13 protein-coding genes are annotated in these 18,767 nt (G+C 53.2%); 5 read left to right on the top strand and 8 right to left on the bottom strand.

All coding sequences use genetic code 11. From position 1 onward, the window contains the following. The first annotated feature begins 2 nt into the window (after positions 1–2). Together F556_RS0116765 and F556_RS0116760 are read left to right on the top strand one after the other, a co-directional pair. Positions 3–1,352, top strand: a complete 1,350-nt coding sequence (locus F556_RS0116765; protein WP_020618138.1) for an ABC transporter substrate-binding protein — start codon at positions 3–5, stop codon at positions 1,350–1,352. Continuing rightward, positions 1,349–2,950 (top strand): response regulator, encoded by a 1,602-nt coding sequence (locus F556_RS0116760; RefSeq protein WP_020618137.1) that lies wholly within the window; start codon positions 1,349–1,351, stop codon positions 2,948–2,950. The genes F556_RS0116765 and F556_RS0116760 overlap by 4 nt, the downstream gene beginning before the upstream one ends. A gap of 1 nt (position 2,951) precedes the next feature. Here F556_RS0116760 and F556_RS0116755 read toward each other — a convergent pair whose 3' ends face one another. Further along, a complete protein-coding gene (locus F556_RS0116755; RefSeq protein ID WP_245583083.1) occupies positions 2,952–3,653 on the bottom strand; it encodes a MerR family transcriptional regulator in 702 nt (233 codons plus the stop codon). Positions 3,654–3,816: 163 nt separating this feature from the next. Between F556_RS0116755 and F556_RS0116750 the strand changes: the two genes are divergently transcribed. Further along, a complete protein-coding gene (locus F556_RS0116750) occupies positions 3,817–4,659 on the top strand; it encodes an Hsp33 family molecular chaperone HslO (protein ID WP_020618135.1) in 843 nt (280 codons plus the stop codon). A 96-nt stretch (positions 4,660–4,755) separates the two neighbouring features. On the opposite strand, the gene F556_RS0116745 is transcribed toward F556_RS0116750, so the two are convergent. From F556_RS0116745 to F556_RS0116730, 3 genes are all read right to left on the bottom strand, one after another. Further along, positions 4,756–5,340, bottom strand: coding sequence for a P-loop nucleotide/nucleoside kinase family protein (locus tag F556_RS0116745; RefSeq protein ID WP_020618134.1), 585 nt, complete (start codon positions 5,338–5,340; stop codon positions 4,756–4,758). 384 nt (positions 5,341–5,724) lie between these two features. Next, positions 5,725–10,785 carry an Ig-like domain-containing protein gene (locus tag F556_RS36370; RefSeq protein ID WP_051108724.1) on the bottom strand — a complete coding sequence of 1,687 codons (5,061 nt, stop codon included), beginning with the start codon at positions 10,783–10,785 and terminating at the stop codon, positions 5,725–5,727. A 125-nt stretch (positions 10,786–10,910) separates the two neighbouring features. Next, a complete protein-coding gene (locus F556_RS0116730; RefSeq protein ID WP_020618133.1) occupies positions 10,911–11,480 on the bottom strand; it encodes a hypothetical protein in 570 nt (189 codons plus the stop codon). Positions 11,481–11,625: 145 nt separating this feature from the next. Here F556_RS0116730 and F556_RS0116725 point away from each other — a divergent pair, with 145 nt between their 5' ends. Continuing rightward, complete coding sequence (locus F556_RS0116725) at positions 11,626–12,423, top strand: Cof-type HAD-IIB family hydrolase (RefSeq protein WP_020618132.1); 798 nt, start codon at positions 11,626–11,628, stop codon at positions 12,421–12,423. Positions 12,424–12,755: 332 nt separating this feature from the next. Here F556_RS0116725 and F556_RS0116720 read toward each other — a convergent pair whose 3' ends face one another. Then, positions 12,756–14,123 (bottom strand): FAD-dependent oxidoreductase, encoded by a 1,368-nt coding sequence (locus tag F556_RS0116720; RefSeq protein WP_020618131.1) that lies wholly within the window; start codon positions 14,121–14,123, stop codon positions 12,756–12,758. 101 nt (positions 14,124–14,224) lie between these two features. Here F556_RS0116720 and F556_RS0116715 point away from each other — a divergent pair, with 101 nt between their 5' ends. Further along, positions 14,225–15,274: a LacI family DNA-binding transcriptional regulator gene (locus tag F556_RS0116715; protein WP_020618130.1), complete on the top strand. Its 1,050-nt coding sequence runs from the start codon at positions 14,225–14,227 to the stop codon at positions 15,272–15,274. A 61-nt stretch (positions 15,275–15,335) separates the two neighbouring features. On the opposite strand, the gene F556_RS0116710 is transcribed toward F556_RS0116715, so the two are convergent. From F556_RS0116710 to F556_RS0116700, 3 genes are all read right to left on the bottom strand, one after another. Then, positions 15,336–16,415 (bottom strand): FtsW/RodA/SpoVE family cell cycle protein, encoded by a 1,080-nt coding sequence (locus F556_RS0116710; protein WP_020618129.1) that lies wholly within the window; start codon positions 16,413–16,415, stop codon positions 15,336–15,338. A 236-nt stretch (positions 16,416–16,651) separates the two neighbouring features. Continuing rightward, a complete protein-coding gene (locus F556_RS0116705) occupies positions 16,652–17,389 on the bottom strand; it encodes a glutamine amidotransferase (protein WP_020618128.1) in 738 nt (245 codons plus the stop codon). Between the two features lie 4 nt (positions 17,390–17,393). Beyond that, positions 17,394–18,746, bottom strand: a complete 1,353-nt coding sequence (locus F556_RS0116700) for an ArgE/DapE family deacylase (RefSeq protein WP_020618127.1) — start codon at positions 18,744–18,746, stop codon at positions 17,394–17,396. Positions 18,747–18,767: the final 21 nt, after the last annotated feature.

Raw genomic sequence — 18,767 nt, 5'->3', positions numbered from 1 at the left:
CCATGGCAGCTAACACGAGAAAAAAAATAACCCTGTTCGCCCTCTATATTCTTACACTGGTCAGTGTCATCCTCTACAGCTTCTCGGACGGCACGGAGCAACCCGTGGTTGCTGATCCAGAGAAGGTCACACTGACGTTTCGGCACTTTTGGACCAAAGAGCATGACCGCCCCATCCTGGCCATTTTTGAAGATGCGGTTCGCTCGTTCGAACAGGAGCATGGCAATGTTAAAGTAAATTTCGAAGGCATCGATCAAACGATTCATCGGGAACAAAAGCTAAAGAGTGAAATGGTCACCGGCACACCACCCGACCTGTTCGTATTATTTGGTGGGGCGGAATTCGAGCCGTATGCCAGAAGCCAGCGCCTAATGGAGCTGACAGATTTTGTTGCCGAGCAGGGGCTGGTCTTCCGCGATCTTAGCTTGTGGACGCTAGAGGACCGTATTTATGGCTTGCCTTTTGAAGGTCATGCCGAGCCGATCTTCTATAATCGTGCGCTGTTCGACGGGCTGGGACTGGCACCGCCATCCACCCTGACCGAGCTGGATGCGGTGATGGACACCTTGCTGGCAGAGGGCATTCTCCCTTTTGCGCTGGGCAATGAGGAGCAATGGCCTGGGGCGATCTACACCCATTATCTGATGGATCGATTGGCAGGCCCGCAAGTCATTCTGGATTTGGCAGAAGGCAAACCGGAGGTTGCCTTTGCCAATGAACCCTACCTCGCTGCACTAACCAAGCTGCAACAGTGGGCGCAAGACGGTGCCTTTAATTCCCGGCCCTCCGGGGTTTCGACCGAAGAAGCCATTGAGCTGTTCACGAGCGGTCAGGCAGCTATGTATCTTAACGGCAACTGGGACATTACACTGCTCAGTGCCCCTGGGGCTGTCGTCCAAGCGGCAGATATCGGCGTTCTGCCCTTCCCTACGCTCGAGGCAGACCAGTCGCATAGCATGGCTGGGGGATACTCCATCGGCATTGGTCTGTCGGCCGAGCTGAGCGGTCCGCGCAAGGAACTGGCGCTGGAGCTCATGCGCAGACTGTATACCAAAGAAGTGCAGCAACGCATCGTTTACGAAGGGCTGCGGCTGCCATCCATGCCGATCGATTTTGATCCCGCGCGCACTGGGCCCGTGTTCGCCCAGTTGCACCGCCTCATGGAGAGCAGCCCGCAGACCTTCATTGCTTACGACAATGTTCTCTCTCCTGAGGTGAGACGGGCCTTTCTTGCGCTTAATGATCAATTGATGAGTCTCGAGATCAGTCCGGAGGAGGCGCTGCAGCAGCTCGATGCCGCCGCGGCAGCCTACTGGCAACTAAGAAACAATACAGGGGGAGAGCCAAGATGAATCACACCTATACCGCCTTGCTTGTGGATGACGAGCCGATCATTCTGCGATCTCTGGAAGTCGCGGTGCCGTGGGAAGAGCTTGGCGTCCGCATTGTCGGCAAGGCCCGCAACGGCGAGGAAGCGCTGCGGTTGTACCACGAGCGCAAGCCGGATATGATCATCAGCGATATCCGTATGCCGTCCATTGATGGCATCGCCCTCATGTCCGAGGTACGCAGCTGCGATGCCCGGCTTATCTTTATCGTTATTAGTGGCTATGGCGACTTCGAGTACGCGCGGCGGGCCATACGCGAAGGGGCGTCGGACTATCTTCTGAAGCCCATCGACCACGATGAATTGACTGGAATCATCCGCAAATCGGTAGCCAAACTGGAGGCAGATCGACGGGCACGCGAAGAGAGCGATCAGTTGATGCACTCCGTACAGGCGTTGTCGCTGCTCGCCCGCGAGCGTCTGCTTGCGGAGCTGACGGAGGGCAACTCCAGACCGTTGCAGCATTTGAAGTGGTTGGAGATGAGTCTGCTGGAGCAGTCCTATTTGATGGCAATCGTCCAACTTGATCGGTTTGCTTCCGTGAACAAGCAGTGGACGTCCGATGAAAAAAGACTGTGGTTCTTCGCCGTTCGCAATATATTAGAGGAATGGTCCACTCACAATGAAGCTCTGGCGATGTTCCCCTTTCACAGCGGCGAGTGGATTCTGCTCTTTCCCGCCGAGGCAGACCAGCGCAAGGAGCATCTTGGACAAGAAATTGTGAGCCATATCGCCACTTACGCCAAGCTGTCCTGCTCGGTCGGCTTCAGCAAGCAAGTGCGCGGGCTGGAACAGCTCAATACCGCTTACCGCAGCGCGCAGAATGCCCTTTATCAGCGTTTTTTTGCCGGCCAGCAAACTGTATTTGCCGACCGCGCAGGACACGCTCCGACACCAGACGGACTGGAAGGCTGGCCTTATCCGAGATGGATTGAGGATGAGCTGATGCAAGCCATCCGCGCCCTTGACCTGTTTCGTCTACTGGGTCTGCTGGACCAGCTGCAAACGGAGCTGGAGAGCGGTGGCATGAGCCGTGAGGCGCTGCTGCGCTTCATGACCGAGATCGCGATCATTTCCCACCGGGAATTTAGTCAGCTGCAGATGACAAGTGAGCTGCCAATCGACGGACTCCTGCTGCACATGGAAGAGGCGGACACCCTGGACGCCGCCATTACCTCCCTGAAGGAAGCCTATCGCGACTGGACCGAGCTGCTCTTGGGCTCCAGCGAGCAAGAGGATGGCGCCTCGTTGATAGCCAAAGCCCAGCGCTACATCGACAACCACTATCGCAATGATCTGGGTATCGACGAGGTATCCGACTTTGTGGGTCTCAGCACCAGTCATTTCTGCGCCCTCTTCAAGCAGGTCTCGGGACTGACCTTCCTCGAGTATCTGACCCGGTGCCGGATCGAGAAAGCCCGCTACATCCTGGCCAATACCGAGGTCAAAGTATACCAGTTGGCCCCGCTCGTCGGTTATCAGGACCCACGTTACTTCACTCAGGTGTTTAAGAAAATTACCGGTATGACCCCTTCTGAGTATCGCACGCAGGCGATGGGCTAGCCTATGACTTATCCCGCTCCAATTGGTTAACACTTTGACGGATGTACGCATAGAGCTCTGTGGTCATACCGTATTGCGCCGCCTCTCCTGGATAGGCGGCGTAGTACTGCTCCGCGGCTTCTGTCAGCGCGTGATGATCTGGCTCGTGAGCTTGCAGCGCGTCCACCCACCGCCGGGCAAGCTTTTGTACCGTGTCTTCCTCCGGGGGAATCCCCTGTCTCCTGGCCTGTTCAAATTCATCCATTAAATCTGCTGCCTCCTCCTCAGAAGGCGTGAGTACGTGGTACCCTTGCTGTAACCGCTGTTTGTATAATTCGGGATGAAGCGGCTTGAAGTATGAACTATCTAACATCTTCATCAGTTGCATCGCTTTCAGGACTTCCTCGCCCTGCATGCCTTCCCCACCTTGAACCAGCTCTACTAGCTGATTGATCTCGCTCAGTAACTGGGTCGCCGTCTGGATCTGCTGCTCCAGCCGCTCAGCCTGCATCTGCAAGACCTCCTCCGAGCGGTGCGCCGGGTCGTCCAGTATGTCTTGGATATTCTCAAGCGGCAGCCCCAATCGTTTAAGCATGAGAATCTGATAGAGCCTACTCACATCGTCTTGTGAATATAGTCGGTGACCTGCTTCAGTTTGCATGGAGGGACACAACAGCCCAATTTCTCCATAATAGTGCAGAGTCCTCACGGTCACTCCACTCATCGATGCAAGAGCTCCCACTTTCCACGGACCTTCTGACATCAGATTCTCCCTCCCCTGCACTCTTGTAGAATTCCACACTTGAACCTAACGTTACGTGAGGAATTATACTGTTTCTTGCGAGTCCTGACAATGTATACCCTCGGCCGCAGAAGGAGAGTTACTGATGAACACATTAATAAAATGCATGACATCGTGCAAGCAAGCCCGACTTGTATTCGCGGATACCTCTGATCTTCTGAGTTCTGGAATCGCTAACCGCGAACTGTCCGCCGGGGTCGCCATTGCACTGGCCCGCCTGCTGACTATCGCGGGATTGACGACTGGCTTCATGAAGGATAAGGAGCGCGTAACCTATACGATACGAGGCAGCCAGCGAGAGCTCGCCCTGATTGCAGAAGCAGACGATATGGGCCGCGTTAGCGGTTATGCCAATGAGGCTTGCAGAGCATTAGTACTGGGTGAACACGAGCTTGAAATGTTGATTGGACCCAAGGCCTATCTGCAAGTCATTCGCGATATTGGTATGCCTGTACGATTCACCGGAATTGCGGACATGCCTTACGGGACGGTAACGGACGATGCCGCCCATTTCTATACGCAGAGCGAGCAGACCCCCACCCGCTTTTGGACTACGGAGCAATGGACGTCGGATGCGCAACTTTTCGGAAGAGGGGTTGCTATTCAATTGTTACCCGGCGCACCTGCAGCTCTCCTACAGGATCTGATGGGGCAGCTAGAAGCGCATGAACGACAAGTCGCAGATCCAAACCTGCCATTGTCCAGGCTGCCTCATCATCTTTTTGGTATCACAGAAATGGTTACGCAAGCGGGAGTGCAATGGCACTGCGACTGCTCCCGTGAACTATTCTCCCCCATGCTCTACACCCTGGACCGAACCGAGCTGGAGCAAGCCATACATGACTCAACATCCATCGAATTTGTCTGTCATCGATGTGGAACGTGTTACGCTTTCACTGCTGATGAGATTGCGGGTTGTCTGGAATGACTGGTGAACTGATAGAAACATGAAAACGCCCGGTTTCCTTCGTAAAGGACCGGGCATCTTCTTTTTGGATTGATTATAGCGCCATAAACTCCAGATTTACATTCGTCCCCACACAAATTGCTCTAGCCGGTCAACAACTGCTGAATCGAGGGGGCCTGAATTATCATGCTTAAGGATGGCTGAGGGTGGCAGCTGCCAATGGATATCCCGATCGGCCAGTGAGCTCTTGAAGGTCTCCCAATGCTCCAGCTTCCACACATCCAATTCAGAACCGCGGTCCCGAATACGAGTGTAATATTGGTCGGTATCCGGCAGCGAGACGACAATGACCCGAACGATGTCGCGCGCGGCACCAATTCGGGCAAGCTCGTGATCGAGCCAAGCCGGATCGGAGGTTTCACGGGTGAATGGACCAATGACAACCGCATCCAGTCCCAGTTGGACATTCTCCAAAGCAGCATCCATCGTGATGCGATAGCCCAGATTGCGGCAGCGTTCCTTATATAATGGTGAATCCCGGTCTGTCGGATCGAGCCCCGCCATGGTCATAATGGTCTCTGCTGCTGGGCGCAATAGGGTGTCCATATCCAAAAAGGCCGCTGGGCGGCGAGCAACCAACGCTCGGGCCACCGAGGTCTTACCCGCCCCTGCGCTGCCGACAATGAAAATTAGTTTAGCCATAACCGTCTCCTTCATCATGGATATGAAATTTCATCCGTAGGTTGTCTTCCAATCGTAAAAGAGCGGTAGCGCTTTGTCAAAAGCTTTCATGGCGTCCTTCTCCCTCTCTAACGAAACCTCATAGCGGTATTACGCGTTATATCTGCGATTCACAATTCTAACGAAACTACCGATTCTTATACCACATAAGGTGAAGCCTTTTCGCTTTTTGTTGCCAAATAAGAATCCCCAGTTTCGTTAGGTTTTCAAAACCTGTGTTTTGGACTAAATAGCGTTCTGTAGTTTCGTTAGCACGAGCCCATTACGCAATTACGCACGAAGTTGACCCAACTACAGACGCAAAAATGCCTGACGGTCCAGCCGTCAGGCATTTTTACACTGTTTTTATTGGACTGATGCTTCTACGCCGTCCACGACGATGTAGTCGTGAGTCCGCGAGGCTTCCTCGATATGTCCGAATGCCCAGTGACTCACACTTACGTCCGACCAGCTCGGCTCGGTAACATCCGTGAGCGGGCCTCTGCGCAGCACCCGGTTGACAATAACCACGACTTCAGCACGGGTTACACCTTGCCCTGGTCTGAACTCATTACCTTCGTAGCCAGTCATCAGACCTGCTTGCTGAACAGCTCCGATGTAGCCTTCTGCCCAGTGACCGCTCGCTACATCACCAAAGGTTGCTACGCCTGTGTGCGTCAGTCCTTGCACGCGTGCCAGGATCGCAGCAATCTCGGCGCGGCTCAAGACACGGTTCGGCTGGAAGGTTCCGTCGGGATAGCCTTGCATGTAACCACCTGCAACGACTGCGCGAATGGAAGCTTCCGCCCAATGCGAGTCGATATCGGTCAGCTCAGTCGAGACAGGCTCAGCAGCAGCTGCCGCATAAAGTCTCGCCAGAATCGCAGCCAGTTCGGCACGCGTCACTTGGCGGGATGGACGGAAGGTGCCGTCTTCATAACCGCTCATATAAGCCTCATGACGACCACCCACTTCTGGCTCGGTTTCAGCTGCAGGCTGAATTTCCAGAATCGAGAAGGTACTGAATTTGTTGATTTCAAACGACAAGCCTACTTGCCCCGAAGCATCTGTCACGACTTGCGGTTGTACAACCACACGCTCGCCGTCGCTATGCTCAATGAAGATCACGAGACGAGAGAGCCAAGCCTCACGCTCTGCAGCATTACTAGGCAGTTGGGTAGCTGCGAGTGGAAGAATAATCTCGACTGGTTGACCCTTCATGTTCGTCTCGATTGTAACCGGACGTCCAACCAGATCGAAGCTGCCTTCACCTACCGTTTGCTGCACAACCGCTTGCGCACCAGCGCGGGACTCAACCTGCGCTTGCTCACCAGCTGTTTTCAGCGGCGTCAAACGGAAATACAGCTCTTGATTCTGCCCAGCCAGCGATTCGCTGCCGATGACGATTCTAGCATTAGCTGTCGAAAGCTCAAGACCAATCTCATCATTTTTGAGATGTTGAAGAGCGCTCAACGGCAGGGTTACTGTCGTATCACTCACTTCATCCTTGGCATCAGGGATGACCACGCGGATGATCGGCAGACCGGCAGCTTTCGCTTTGTCAGCCGCTTCTTTGGTCTTGTTCGCTTCTAGCGCGATCGCATCTTGCTTGGCACCGTTCGACCCAGACGTACGTTTGATAACAAAGGAGGACAGGCCAGCTCCACTTGCTGCACCACCATCAACCACACCTGTAATTTCCTCCGTCGGGTTGGCTGGAGGGGCCACGATGACAGCACCACCGCCACCGCCACCACCGTTAGCCGGTGGCTGAGGAGCCGCTTTTACTTCCACATCTACAGATGCAGAGTTATTTCCATCTACAGTCGTTACCTTTACGGTGGTCTTGCCTGCAGCAACTGGCGCAACCAAGCCATCTGCATTCACTGTAGCTATGGCCGAATCGCTGCTACTCCACGTTACGGCTTTATTCGTCGCGTTTGCAGGAGCAACTGTTGCAATCAACTTCTCTCCAGGCTGACCCACGGTCAGCTCAAGTGAGGACTTGTTCGTGCTTACACCTGTCACAGGCCAGATGGTCTGTTCGACAATAACTCTCGCTTGCTTGGTAAACCCGCCGTCTTCGGTCGTTACAGTAATGTAGGTCGACCCACCGCCAACAGCCGTCACTAAGCCATTAACCACTGTGGCTACGGAAGGGTCTTCACTTTTCCAGGTTACATTCTTGTTTGAAGCGTTGGAAGGCGTGACCGTTGCAATTAATTGTTCCGTCTTACCGCCCTGCTTCATATTCAGAAGATATAGGTTCAAATGAACATCTGAGGCTACGTTTGGTCCTACAGTGACTGGAATCGACTGTTCATGACCGCCATCCACAGTTCTAACTGTAATCGTCGTGCTGCCAATGTTCTTGGGAGTCACTACACCGTTCGCATTCACTTCTGCGATGCTGGTATCGGCACTTCTCCACGTCACATTCGTATTATTAGTACCTACAGGAGCTACCGTTGCGGTTAGAACCGCAGTGGCCCCATTTTCATGTAAATTCAGCGATGATGGGTTGATACTTACGCTCGCTGCACGACGGATAACTGTTACAGTCGAGCTGTTTTTATGAACACCATCTGCTGATGTCGCGGTAATTGTAGCCGTACCTTTGTTCACCGCAGTAACCAAGCCGTTCGAATCTACTGTGGCTACTTCAGGATCACTAGTCGTCCAAGTTACCGCTGGATTGGTTGCATTAACTGGCGCAACGGTCGCAGTTAGCAAGTCGCTTGCCTGTTCATCAAGACTTAATGTCGACGGATTCACGACAATACCGCTCACCAGTTGAACAACTGTGATCTGTGCCGTAGCTGTAAGCCCGCCTTGCGTAGTAGCTGTAATTGTCGCGGTGCCCTGACTGACTGGAGTCACAACACCAGCGCTGTTCACAGTAGCTATTGTGCTATCGTTACTGGTCCAGGTCACTGCACCGTTAGTCGAACCAGTAGGGGTGACTGTAGCAGTCAAAGTTACGCTCGGTCCGCCAACAGCCAAGGTTTCCATCTCTGGTGATACAGTCACGCCCGTAGCCGGACGAACAACTGTGAAGTCAGCCGACGCTTCAAATCCACCGTCCAGCGTTTTAACCGTAATTGTCGCCTGTCCCAGTCCAATTGCTGTTACAGTTCCGTTATCACTGACTTTAACCACATTTTCATTGCTGCTGGACCATTCCACTTCTGGATCAGTAGCATCCGAAGGTAGAACGTTGGCTACGAGGGACACAAAGCCCCCTTCGGTCAGGGTATATTGTTCTTCTTCCAGTTCAACAAGCGTGACACCTGTTACTGGAATCAAGCTCGACTTCACTACCAGCTTCGCACTGGACGTAAAGCCACCGTCTACAGTCGTGACCGTAATCAGGGCTGTACCTTCTTTCAAAGGCGTGACTACACCGTCCTCTAACGTAGCTACTCCCTCTTCCGATTGCCCGGTAAGGCTCCAGACAACATCCTTGTTAACTGCATCTTCAGGATGAACAATAGCTTCCAACGTGACAGCCGGTCGGCCTTCAATCAGCGTCAATGTATGGATGTCTTCGTTGCCTTCCAGAATAAGGTCTTCGCCGCTTAATACAACACCTGCCACACGCACAATTTCTTGACGAACCGCTTGTCCATTAGCGCCAACGATTATCAGACCTGCCGGACCTTTGGCGATGTCATAGAAATCGAATTCAGGCTCGCCTGCAAGAAGATGTGTTTTCCATTCTTCTCCGTCTTCGGAAGAGATCAACGTGCCTCCACCGCCTACAGCATAGAACCGACCATCGATCCAGCGTACACTAAACAGCGATTCCTCTGTTGGAGAGATAACTTTAGTCCACGTCTTGCCGGTTGTAGAGGTGAAGATAAGACCGTCATCTCCAACAACGACATATCTTTCTTCTTTCAGCGTTTCGCTGATTTCTTTACTGAACGAGGCAACGCCATTTAAATGGAGATCAGGATCTTCTCCAGTAAATGTCCACGTTGTCCATACCGCCTCTGTTGGCTCAGCCTCCCCCTCACGATTGTCGTCAGGGGATTCCATGAACCGGAGCAGCATGTTTTGACCAACGGCCACTTGCACGGAACTGGTATTGTCTACTTTGCGAATAACAGCCGTGCCGTTGTCTGGCGAAAAGTCCATCCATTCAATTTCGTGTCCGATCTCATCTTCATATTCGTCGTATACCACCATTGCATCTTGAGATCCGACGAGGAGGAATCCGGATTCACCGGAAGGAACGAAATCATAATAATCATAGGGAGGATCGACCTTCGGCTGAGGCTCGGTAATGTTCACTTGCATCCGTTCCCAGGAAGTCAGATTCGCTGCACTTCTTAGAACGATACCGTCACTACCTGCAGCAAAATAATGACCATTTTGGTACATTAACGCCATTAGAGAATCGATAGTATATGGTTTCACACTCGACCATTGGTCACCATCTACAGAATAAGCAATGACTCCATTATCACCAACGGCCATGTATCTTCCGTTTGCATAGATGATTTTGGAGAGTGTGTCCGTCGATCCAGTATTCACTGTCACCCATTTTTCAGGTTCGGGTTGGACTGGTGTCAGATCGACTGCTTCAATTCGTTTGACTGTACTCATATCAGAATAATAGAACTTGTTTTGGAATACTCGTAATCCATATGCTATTTGTCCCGTCTGAAGCTCTTGGAACTCTTGCACTTCATTTGTTGAGATAGAGGTGCCCGAGACTACTTCATTATTAACAGTGTATATTTTTCTACCAATCGCGAAATAAAGATTATCTTCTACATCGAACGTAAGTTGTTGAATTTCAATTGAATCTACATATTCAAAAACTTGTTCAGCCGGCAAATTGGTACCCAAATTTTGTTTTTTGACTCGATAAACGCCCATCCTTCTCGGTTCAAAAGCCATGTTCGTAAAGTATAAGTTGTCTTGTGAATCAAACGCCATATTATGATTGTATCCACCATGTACAGCAACTCTTTGACTAAAATTAGGGGTTGACGCACTGATCGACTGACCATTTGTTGGCAGTTTGTCTGCACTAACCTTGTTTATACCGGAAGCATCCTTTGTATAATACAGATTGCCCTCACTATCAAAAGCTACTGACATTGCATAGCTTAAATCCGTAATGAAATCTTCTAGTTGGGCACCAGCCTCTACATTGCCTTCTGCATCAATTTTGATCCGGGTAATCTTCCCCGTATCCCGACTAGCCATATACAGATACCCATCGTGTATATCGAAACCATAATGATCCCCCGTAAAAACAGTGGTTACAGCTGAAGGAGGAATGAGATCAGGCTCCGCCTGCGCTACTCCACCAGGTGCGACAAGTGATACGACGGGCAGCAAGAGAAAACAGAGCATAAGTAACAGTCCCTTGCGTGCTTGAACCTTCATCGTTTTCTTGAATTGTCCGTTCATTGCAGTCTCCTGTTCTGATAAACGTAGTATTTTGGGCAGAATACGCCCTCTGTCCCAAGCATATCAGGTCGTTCTGAACAAATTCTGGACAAATTACGACAGAAATCGATCTTTGGTCCCAGGACCTAAGATGCCCGCCAACGTCTCAACGACCGCCACCCCAGCAGCAAGATTCCAAGCACAAGCAGCGCAAAACTGGCATAGAGTAAGCTCCACTTCAGCATCGTAAATACGGTGGACAGATCAGCGACAATCGACGTCCTGTCGGGATAACGATACATGACCCAAGAGGCCGCTACATTCTCAGCATAATCAAATCCCACTGCCGCAGTCGGCAGTAGATTGATCAGGCGTCCTTTGCTCTCCGGCCTCAAGAACCGGTACAGTTGTGTCAGCGCAGCGGTCAGAAACAAGCCATACGCCAACGGCCAGATAAGGTCAAAGGTAAACCGCGCCCGGATATAATAGGCACGCCCTTCTTCCCCGTAGGATTCTGCCATTTCGTACAAATCCCCAGCGCTATAATAGAACGAAGAATCCGGGGATTCACCGCCCCCAGTTGCCGCACTTGACCGTTCAGCCTCACTAGGCAAGACCCAGCCAATGAAAAGTGCAAACACAATAATCCCCGCTACCACTGCCCAACCGTTCATCCGACGGTACAACCACGCGGAATAAGCTCCGATTCCTGACATTCATATCCTCCTTGAAATAACTACTTGTTATGTACGCTTTACATTATATACCCGTTATCCTCCAGAATCTGACCTTGAACCTGGCGTCCATAAGCATTAGTATGGATACGACCACTATACAACACGAAGCAAAGGAGCATGACGCATGATAAAGCTCATCATTAGTGATCTGGACGGTACGCTGCTCCACGATCATGCCACAATACATGATACAGATATCCAAGCGTTGCGCCGCGCACAGGAGCATGGGGTAGCGGTGGCCTTTGCCTCTGGACGGATGTACCCGGAGATTCAGGAGGTGGCCAACTCCATTGGCATGCAAGTACATGCGGTATCCCAAAATGGGGCTTATGCGCATCTGGCAGATGGGACACGGATTAAAGCTGACTATTTTCCCCGGGAGCTGCAGTTGGAGATTATCCGTCATGGACGCAACACGCCGTACCAGATGCTGCTATGCGCACCCGAATATTATGTCATTGAGCAAGATACCGAGCACGCCCGCAAGCTGGAGCCCCGGCTGAAAGCTTCGCTGAAGATTGTACCTGATCTGGAGGACAAGCTGGGAACCGAGATTCTGAGCAGCAAAATGTCGTTCTTCGGCGATGTGGAGGCGCTTCGGGAGTATCTGCCCTTGGTCAAAGAAAAGTTTGGCGACGCCATCGATGCCTATATTGCGGACATTGATTGTCTGGACATTATGCCTAGCGGCATCTCCAAAGGAATTGGCGCCCATGCCTTGCTGGCTGAACTGGGCCTCACCGTCGGCGAAGTGGTCTGCATTGGCGACTCGTTCAATGATCTCCCTTTGTTCGAAATTACGCCTAACAGCTATGCTGTTGAAGGCAGCCATCCAGATGTGCAGGCCCAAGCCGCTTACACTACGCCGAGTGTCGCAGCTGTCGTCGAGCAGATTTTGAATGGAAGTCTCACTGGTAAGTAGCGTTTGCACGTTCGGAAGGGCAACACAACCGTCCCTTCCACGCCAAAGGGCCTCTATCTTTACACCAAAGTGAAGATAGAGGCCCTTCTTTTAGAGGTTGTTCAAAAAGCCCCCAATTGATCACGAAGAAAATCAGGAAGCTTAATCGACATCGAATCTTGCGTTCACCCTTGAAGTCCGGTGCTCATGTAGGTTTGCCTACACTCCGCTCCTCCTTCTGCAGGTTCTCGCAACCTTCTCGGTGCTGAATTGTGACCTTTTTGAACACGCACTTTTAGAACAAATTGTAACTTACTGGCCACACACGCCTTACTGCTACCAGCCTAATACCCTCACACCCCGGCTTGAAGCTCGTTGTGCACAGCTTCCCCGAGCCAGGCATCTTGCTGCACCAGCAGCGACTGCAGCTCCCGAATCGGCACCTCGCGGGTGCTGATTCCCTGGCGGCTGCGGCTGGCCAGGTAGGCGGCGGTGCCTGCGGCTTGCCCCATGGCAAAGCAGTTGGGCATGACGCGCAGCGAGCCCTGGACCACACGATCGGAGGAAGCGGCACGCCCTGCTACCCAGACATTATCGAGCCCGATCGGCAGCAGACAGCGATAAGGTACGCCATGCGATTCCCCGCGCGGCAGGTGGCGGATCGTTACCTCGTCTTTGGAGGTGGCCATGTGAATATCGATGAAGTAGCTGTTGCGGGCAATGTCATCCGCGAAGCTGCGCATGGATAGAAAATCATCCTGTACCAGCGTATAATCTCCCTCGATCCGACGGGTCTCACGAATCCCGATCTGCTCTCCCGTCGTGACCACATGGGCCTCTTCAAACCCGGGAACATACTTGCGGAGGAAGGCTACCTGCACCTGCACGCCACGCCGGCCGTCGATGGCCCCGCGTGTCAGATCCTCCGCCTTGGTGCCGTCGATGCCGAAGACATGGCCGAAGTTGACGCCTACCAGATAATCGGCTACCCAGGCAAAACCGGATACTTCCTTGCGTCCTTCCGGCAAATCCCCGGCCTGCTGCGCCTTCTGGACCGCCTGTGGAATCTGATGCGTGTCGCCGCTGGCTTCCAGATAAGCCTTGAAGCGCCCCCGGTCCACGTTGGTCAGCAAATAACACATGGTTCCCGGCTGCAGCTCGCCATGTTCGCCGCCCTGCTGGTAGCGGGCCCCTGCGCGCACCGCAATATCTCCGTCACCTGTCGCATCAATGACGTAGTCACAGGCGATAAACGAGGTGCCCGACTTGTTGCTCACGAAGACGCCCTTGACGCGCTTGCCCGCCTCGTCCATCGCTACCTCGCTGACAAACGTATGATAGAGCACCTGCGCTCCGCTCTCCTGCAACGCATCATCATAGACCAGCTTTAGCGCTTCCGCATCAATCGGCACCCAGTCCAACTGCTTCTCATATCGGGCCCGGTAGGCCTCGCTGCCACGTTGCTTCATCTTCTCCAGCAGCTCCAAGCCAATGCCGCGAATGACCGGCTTCTCCAGATCGGTGTAGGGGCAAAAAGCCGGTACAAGCGACACGGTTCCCATCCCCCCAAGAAACCCCCGTTGCTCCACGATAAGCGTCCTCGCCCCATTACGGGCAGCCGCCACAGCGGCAGCAATCCCAGTTGGCCCCCCGCCTACAACGAGTACTTCCACTTCATGGCGGACCGGCACCTCACGCGCCGGCATCGTGATCGTCTTCATCTTCCTTCGCCTCCATTTACGTCTCATTTTCCTTAGTATATAATGTAGCGAAGCTTGGGTTTAGTTTCGTTTTTGTTTCGTTTTGGAAGGAGAGAATGTCGATGCCAATGCCCAAAAAAGTGACGCTGCACCACCTGGCCGCCGAGCTTGGGTTATCAGCGCATACCGTCTCCAAGGCACTGCGGGGGCTGCCAGGGATGTCTGAGGATACCCGTCATAGGGTGCAAGAGCTGGCGATGCGCCGCGGCTATCGTACCAAGGAGCAGGAGAACAGCATGTTATTCGAACGGACGCCGCTCTATGCCAACCGTTCCCGCCGCTTTTTGTTTCTGCTGCCATCCCAGATCGGTTTGAACTCCGCCCTGCACCAGGCACTGCTAGAGAGTGTACAGCACCGTCTGACGGATGCAGGGCACAAGGTTGAGCTCTTATTCGTTCCGGAGGAGCTGGACGGAGCAGCAGGCTGGGAGCCATGGGCGGCCAAGCATGAATTGGTGTATGCCGACGGCCTTTTCCTGAGCCCTAATCTGAAAGAGGCAGTGGAGCGGAGGCTGATTGAATTGCCCGTCCCGGCAGTGATGCTGAATTTCCCGCCAGTCGGCGCCAATCTCGACAGCGTCATCTGGAATATTGCAGATAGCATGCAGCAGTGCATCCGGCTGCTCGTTCAGTCTGGCCACCAGCGCATCATGTATATTGGGCCCACCGATACGGTGCGGGGCTTCACTGTGCGCTGGCACTCCTATCTCACTGCCCTGGAAGCGGCGGGACTGCAGGCTGAACCGGAGCACTGCATGCTGGAGCTGGACGGCGAAGCCGAAGACTGGCAGCGGCGTTGGTTAGAGAAGGTGGAACGCATGCGTCCTACAGCCTTCGTCTGCGCCACCCAGCATGCGGTCGTCCGGTTATATACAGCATGCGGGGCTACAGGACAGCGGATTCCGGACGACTATTCATTAGTTGCGCTGGAGCCTGAGCCTGCACTACACGGTCTGATGCCCGATCTGGCCCGCCCCCTGCTGCCCGTTCAAGCCACCGGGTACCGTGCCGTCGAGCGGATGCTGTGGCGGATCGCCAATCCCGCCGCGCCCTTCGAGTCCATTCTCCTCCAGGGCGACCTCCACGCTGGCGCAACGGTGAATCGGCTGTAGCGAAGGTGGAGCCTTTTCTTCGAAGCTTAATATAAAAAAAAAGACCTCGAGGTAGTGAACCTCAAGGTCTAGCTTTTGCCCGATGAATCCCAACGCTCAGCGCAATGCCAACGGCAATCATATTCGTAAATAATGAGCTGCCGCCATAACTGATAAACGGCAAGGACAGTCCGGTCAGCGGCAACAGGCCGATGTGCATACCAATATTGACGAACACCTGGAACACCAGCATGCAGATGATGCCCACCACCAGATAGGAGCCTGCCAAATCCCGGCTTTCGTGCACCGTGATGACCATCCGGTACACCATCAGATAAAAGAGCAGCAGCAGCACGGCCGAGGCCATGAACCCATAATTCTCAGCAATCGCCACGTAAATGGAATCCGAATAGGCATATGGGATAAATCCATTCCTGAGGTAATACCCTTCATCCCCGAAACTGCCTCCGACAGCGATCGCCCGCATCGCATTGGCCACATGCCAATCGCCGCCGCTAGTCGGGTCCAGAAAGGTCTGAATCCGGTCCATCTGATGCTTCTTGATAACCAGATTCAACAAGGCATTCTCGGTCTGGATCATCCAGTACCCCAGCCAGACGACTGCCGTCGTAATCGCTGCTCCGGCAAGAACATAGAGGGTACGAATATTCCCCATCCACAGCATGCCGATGAAGATCCCGATAAATACCAGCGCTGTCCCCAGATCCGGCTGATCATAAACCAGATAAGTCGGCACCAGAAAAACCAGACTTAACGGCAGCACGTCCTTGAATATCCGAAGCTTTTCCCCGCCTCTTCGTGCCAGGAGATGGGCAGCCATCATAATCGTGGACAGCTTCACCAGCTCGGACGGCTGGAACTGGGCCCCGCCAATCACTAGCCACCGGGAAGCCCCGTTGATGACAACGCCTTGCAGCTTGACCACGATGAGGGACACCAGGCCAAGTCCGTAGGCGATATAAGCCAATTTGCCTGTAAGAAAGCGATAATCCATCAGAGCAAGCAGCAGCATTGGGAAGCAAAACGCAGCAAACATTTTCAGATTGCTATAGTGAAGGCCCTCCAAGTTCGATTCCGTGGTAGCCAGATACACCGCACCTGTTCCGAATGCAATGAGAGCGCATAACACTGCTAATAGCATGAAGTCAATTCGACCTAGTTTTTGTACAATCAGCTCTTCCTCCTTCCCATTATTCTTCCTATAAATGGAACGTTATTGCCTCTGTTGAAGTTCAATCTCAACCCGTAAGACTCTACTATACTAAAATAAACCCACAAAGTGGAGACTTTTCTACGAAGCTGAGCCAGAAACTTTGCGGGGGCCCCGAATAACAAAAAAATCGGCCCGGACGAAAGGTCCGGGCCGACAAACTTAAATTAGGCTTGCTTGAGATACTTGACAAGCTCTGACCAGAAGGAAGCGTAATGCTCCCATTCCATGAATTCCAGTGAGCCCCAGTGCGGCGAGCAATCGCTCGCGAAGGCTGCCGTCTTTCCCTTTCCATACGTACCGACTGCCAGAATGGCATCCTCCCCATTGTGGAGCAGCAGCTCAGCCTCAGGCTTGACCGACAGCTTGTTGTAGCCCAGCAATCGCGGCCATTCGCCCAGCTTGTCCACCAACGGGTGGGAGCCTGCAGCTACAGGCGATATCCCGCTTGGCATTTCTACCCGGTCATCGCCATCCATCATGACCACCGGCAGGACATCCGCCAGTACCGTATTCTTGTAGTTGGCCTTGCCCTCTATGCCCATGAAGGTGAGATAACCGCCAACCATCAGCAGTCCGCCGCCCTCCTCCACATACTGTTTGATCAAATCCAGGCTGTTCGGGATAATCTGCATTTGATAGAACGTCGGATTTTGCAGGAGGAACGTGTTGGCCCCAACATCGCTGATGACGATCGCGTCATAAGCCTTTAGCTCTTCAAGGGATTGCGGGAAGCGCACCTGCACCTCATGCGCTGGCATATACGTGACATCGATGCCTTGCTCGCGCAGACAGGACAACAGATAGGTTGCGCCCTCCTCATACTTCGTTGAAGTGAAGCTGTCATAGCCCTTGGTATGAATCATGTGCACGACCCAGGATTCGCCTACAAATAAAATTTTCATTATTCTAAAGACCTCCTTTAGTTGATGTAGCTTGTGCTGTGGCAGGCTCGCCTTCTTCGACCTCGCTCCAGTCCATAATCGTCTTGGCGATCATTTTAACCGCTTGAATGACTTCATCTACTGGTGTAAATTCGTCGCTGTGGTGAGCCAGGCTGGGGTCGCCAGGACCGAAGTTAACCGTCGGGATGCCGACATTAACCGGCCAGCCCATATCGGTATGGAATCCGAGTCCTTCAATCTTGCCGCTCTCTCCAATGGCTTGCAATGAGGCCACGCAGGTCTGTACAAAGGGGTGCGAAACCTCCGTCTCGGCGCAGTCGGCGTCCACCATCCACTCAATCTCCGGCGGATGCTCGCGCAGCCAAGGGTCCTGTTCAGCCGCTTGACGCAAGAATTCTATCAATTCCTTCTTCACATTGCCTCCAACCAGCTTGTCGTCCCGCTCGGACGGCAGGTATTGCGCATTGAAGACGATCTCCGCTTCATTGGCAAAAGAGGTTGGATACTCTCCCGCATTGAGTTGCGCGACATGAACCTGGCATGGGATCGCCAGATACGGGTGCGTTTTGCGCTCAGCCCAATCCTCATTCAGCTCATCAATCTGATCCAGAATGTATCTTGCTTTCTTAACTGCATCGACGGCCCCCCCGTCCTGCCAGTCAGCTTGCGGCATCTCAATATGACCGCTGCGACCTTGAATTTTGATCTTGCCCCAGAGAATGCCCCGGCAGAGCGGTGCAATCGTCAGTGAGGTCGGCTCTGTCAGAATGCACGCATCCGCCCGGTAGCCGTGATGGATGAAGTCGAGCGCGCCCATGCCGCCAGCTTCCTCGTCCACAACAGTGCCTACGATGACAGGTCCTTTGAGCTTGAGGCCACTCTTGAGAATCGCCTCGACCGCCATGATCATCGCTGCGACGCCGCCCTTCATATCGACCGTGCCCCGGCCATACATCTTGCCGTCTATGATCATGCCCTCGAACGGATCGACTGTCCATTTGGAGCCAGCCATCACCACATCGATATGGCCGAACAGGAGCAGAGACTTGCCCTCCTCTCCCTTGCCAAACGTAGCTCCCAGGTTGGGACGGCCAGTGAAGTCCCGGCCGGGGTAATACCCGGCCATACCTTCATATTGCTTCAACTCGTCTGCATCGGGCTCCCACATCTCAATCTCCGCGCCCAGTCCTTCGAGCTTGCGGGCGATGAAGTCCTGGATATCCTTTTCCTTGGACGGTCCCGGCTCCTCGAAGAACCAGGGATTCACGCTCGGAATCTCAATGAGCTCCCGCAGAAATCCAATAATATCGTCTTGATGCTCGTCAATCCATGCCATCACTTGCTGTTCAGAATTCATAGCTGTTTGCTCCTTTTTAGC

It is taken from the genome of Paenibacillus daejeonensis DSM 15491, from assembly GCF_000378385.1.
Lineage (GTDB): Bacteria > Bacillota > Bacilli > Paenibacillales > Paenibacillaceae > Paenibacillus_D > Paenibacillus_D daejeonensis.
The sequence above is the reverse complement of the archived record's forward strand: the minus strand, read 5'-3'. Positions and strand labels throughout refer to the sequence as shown.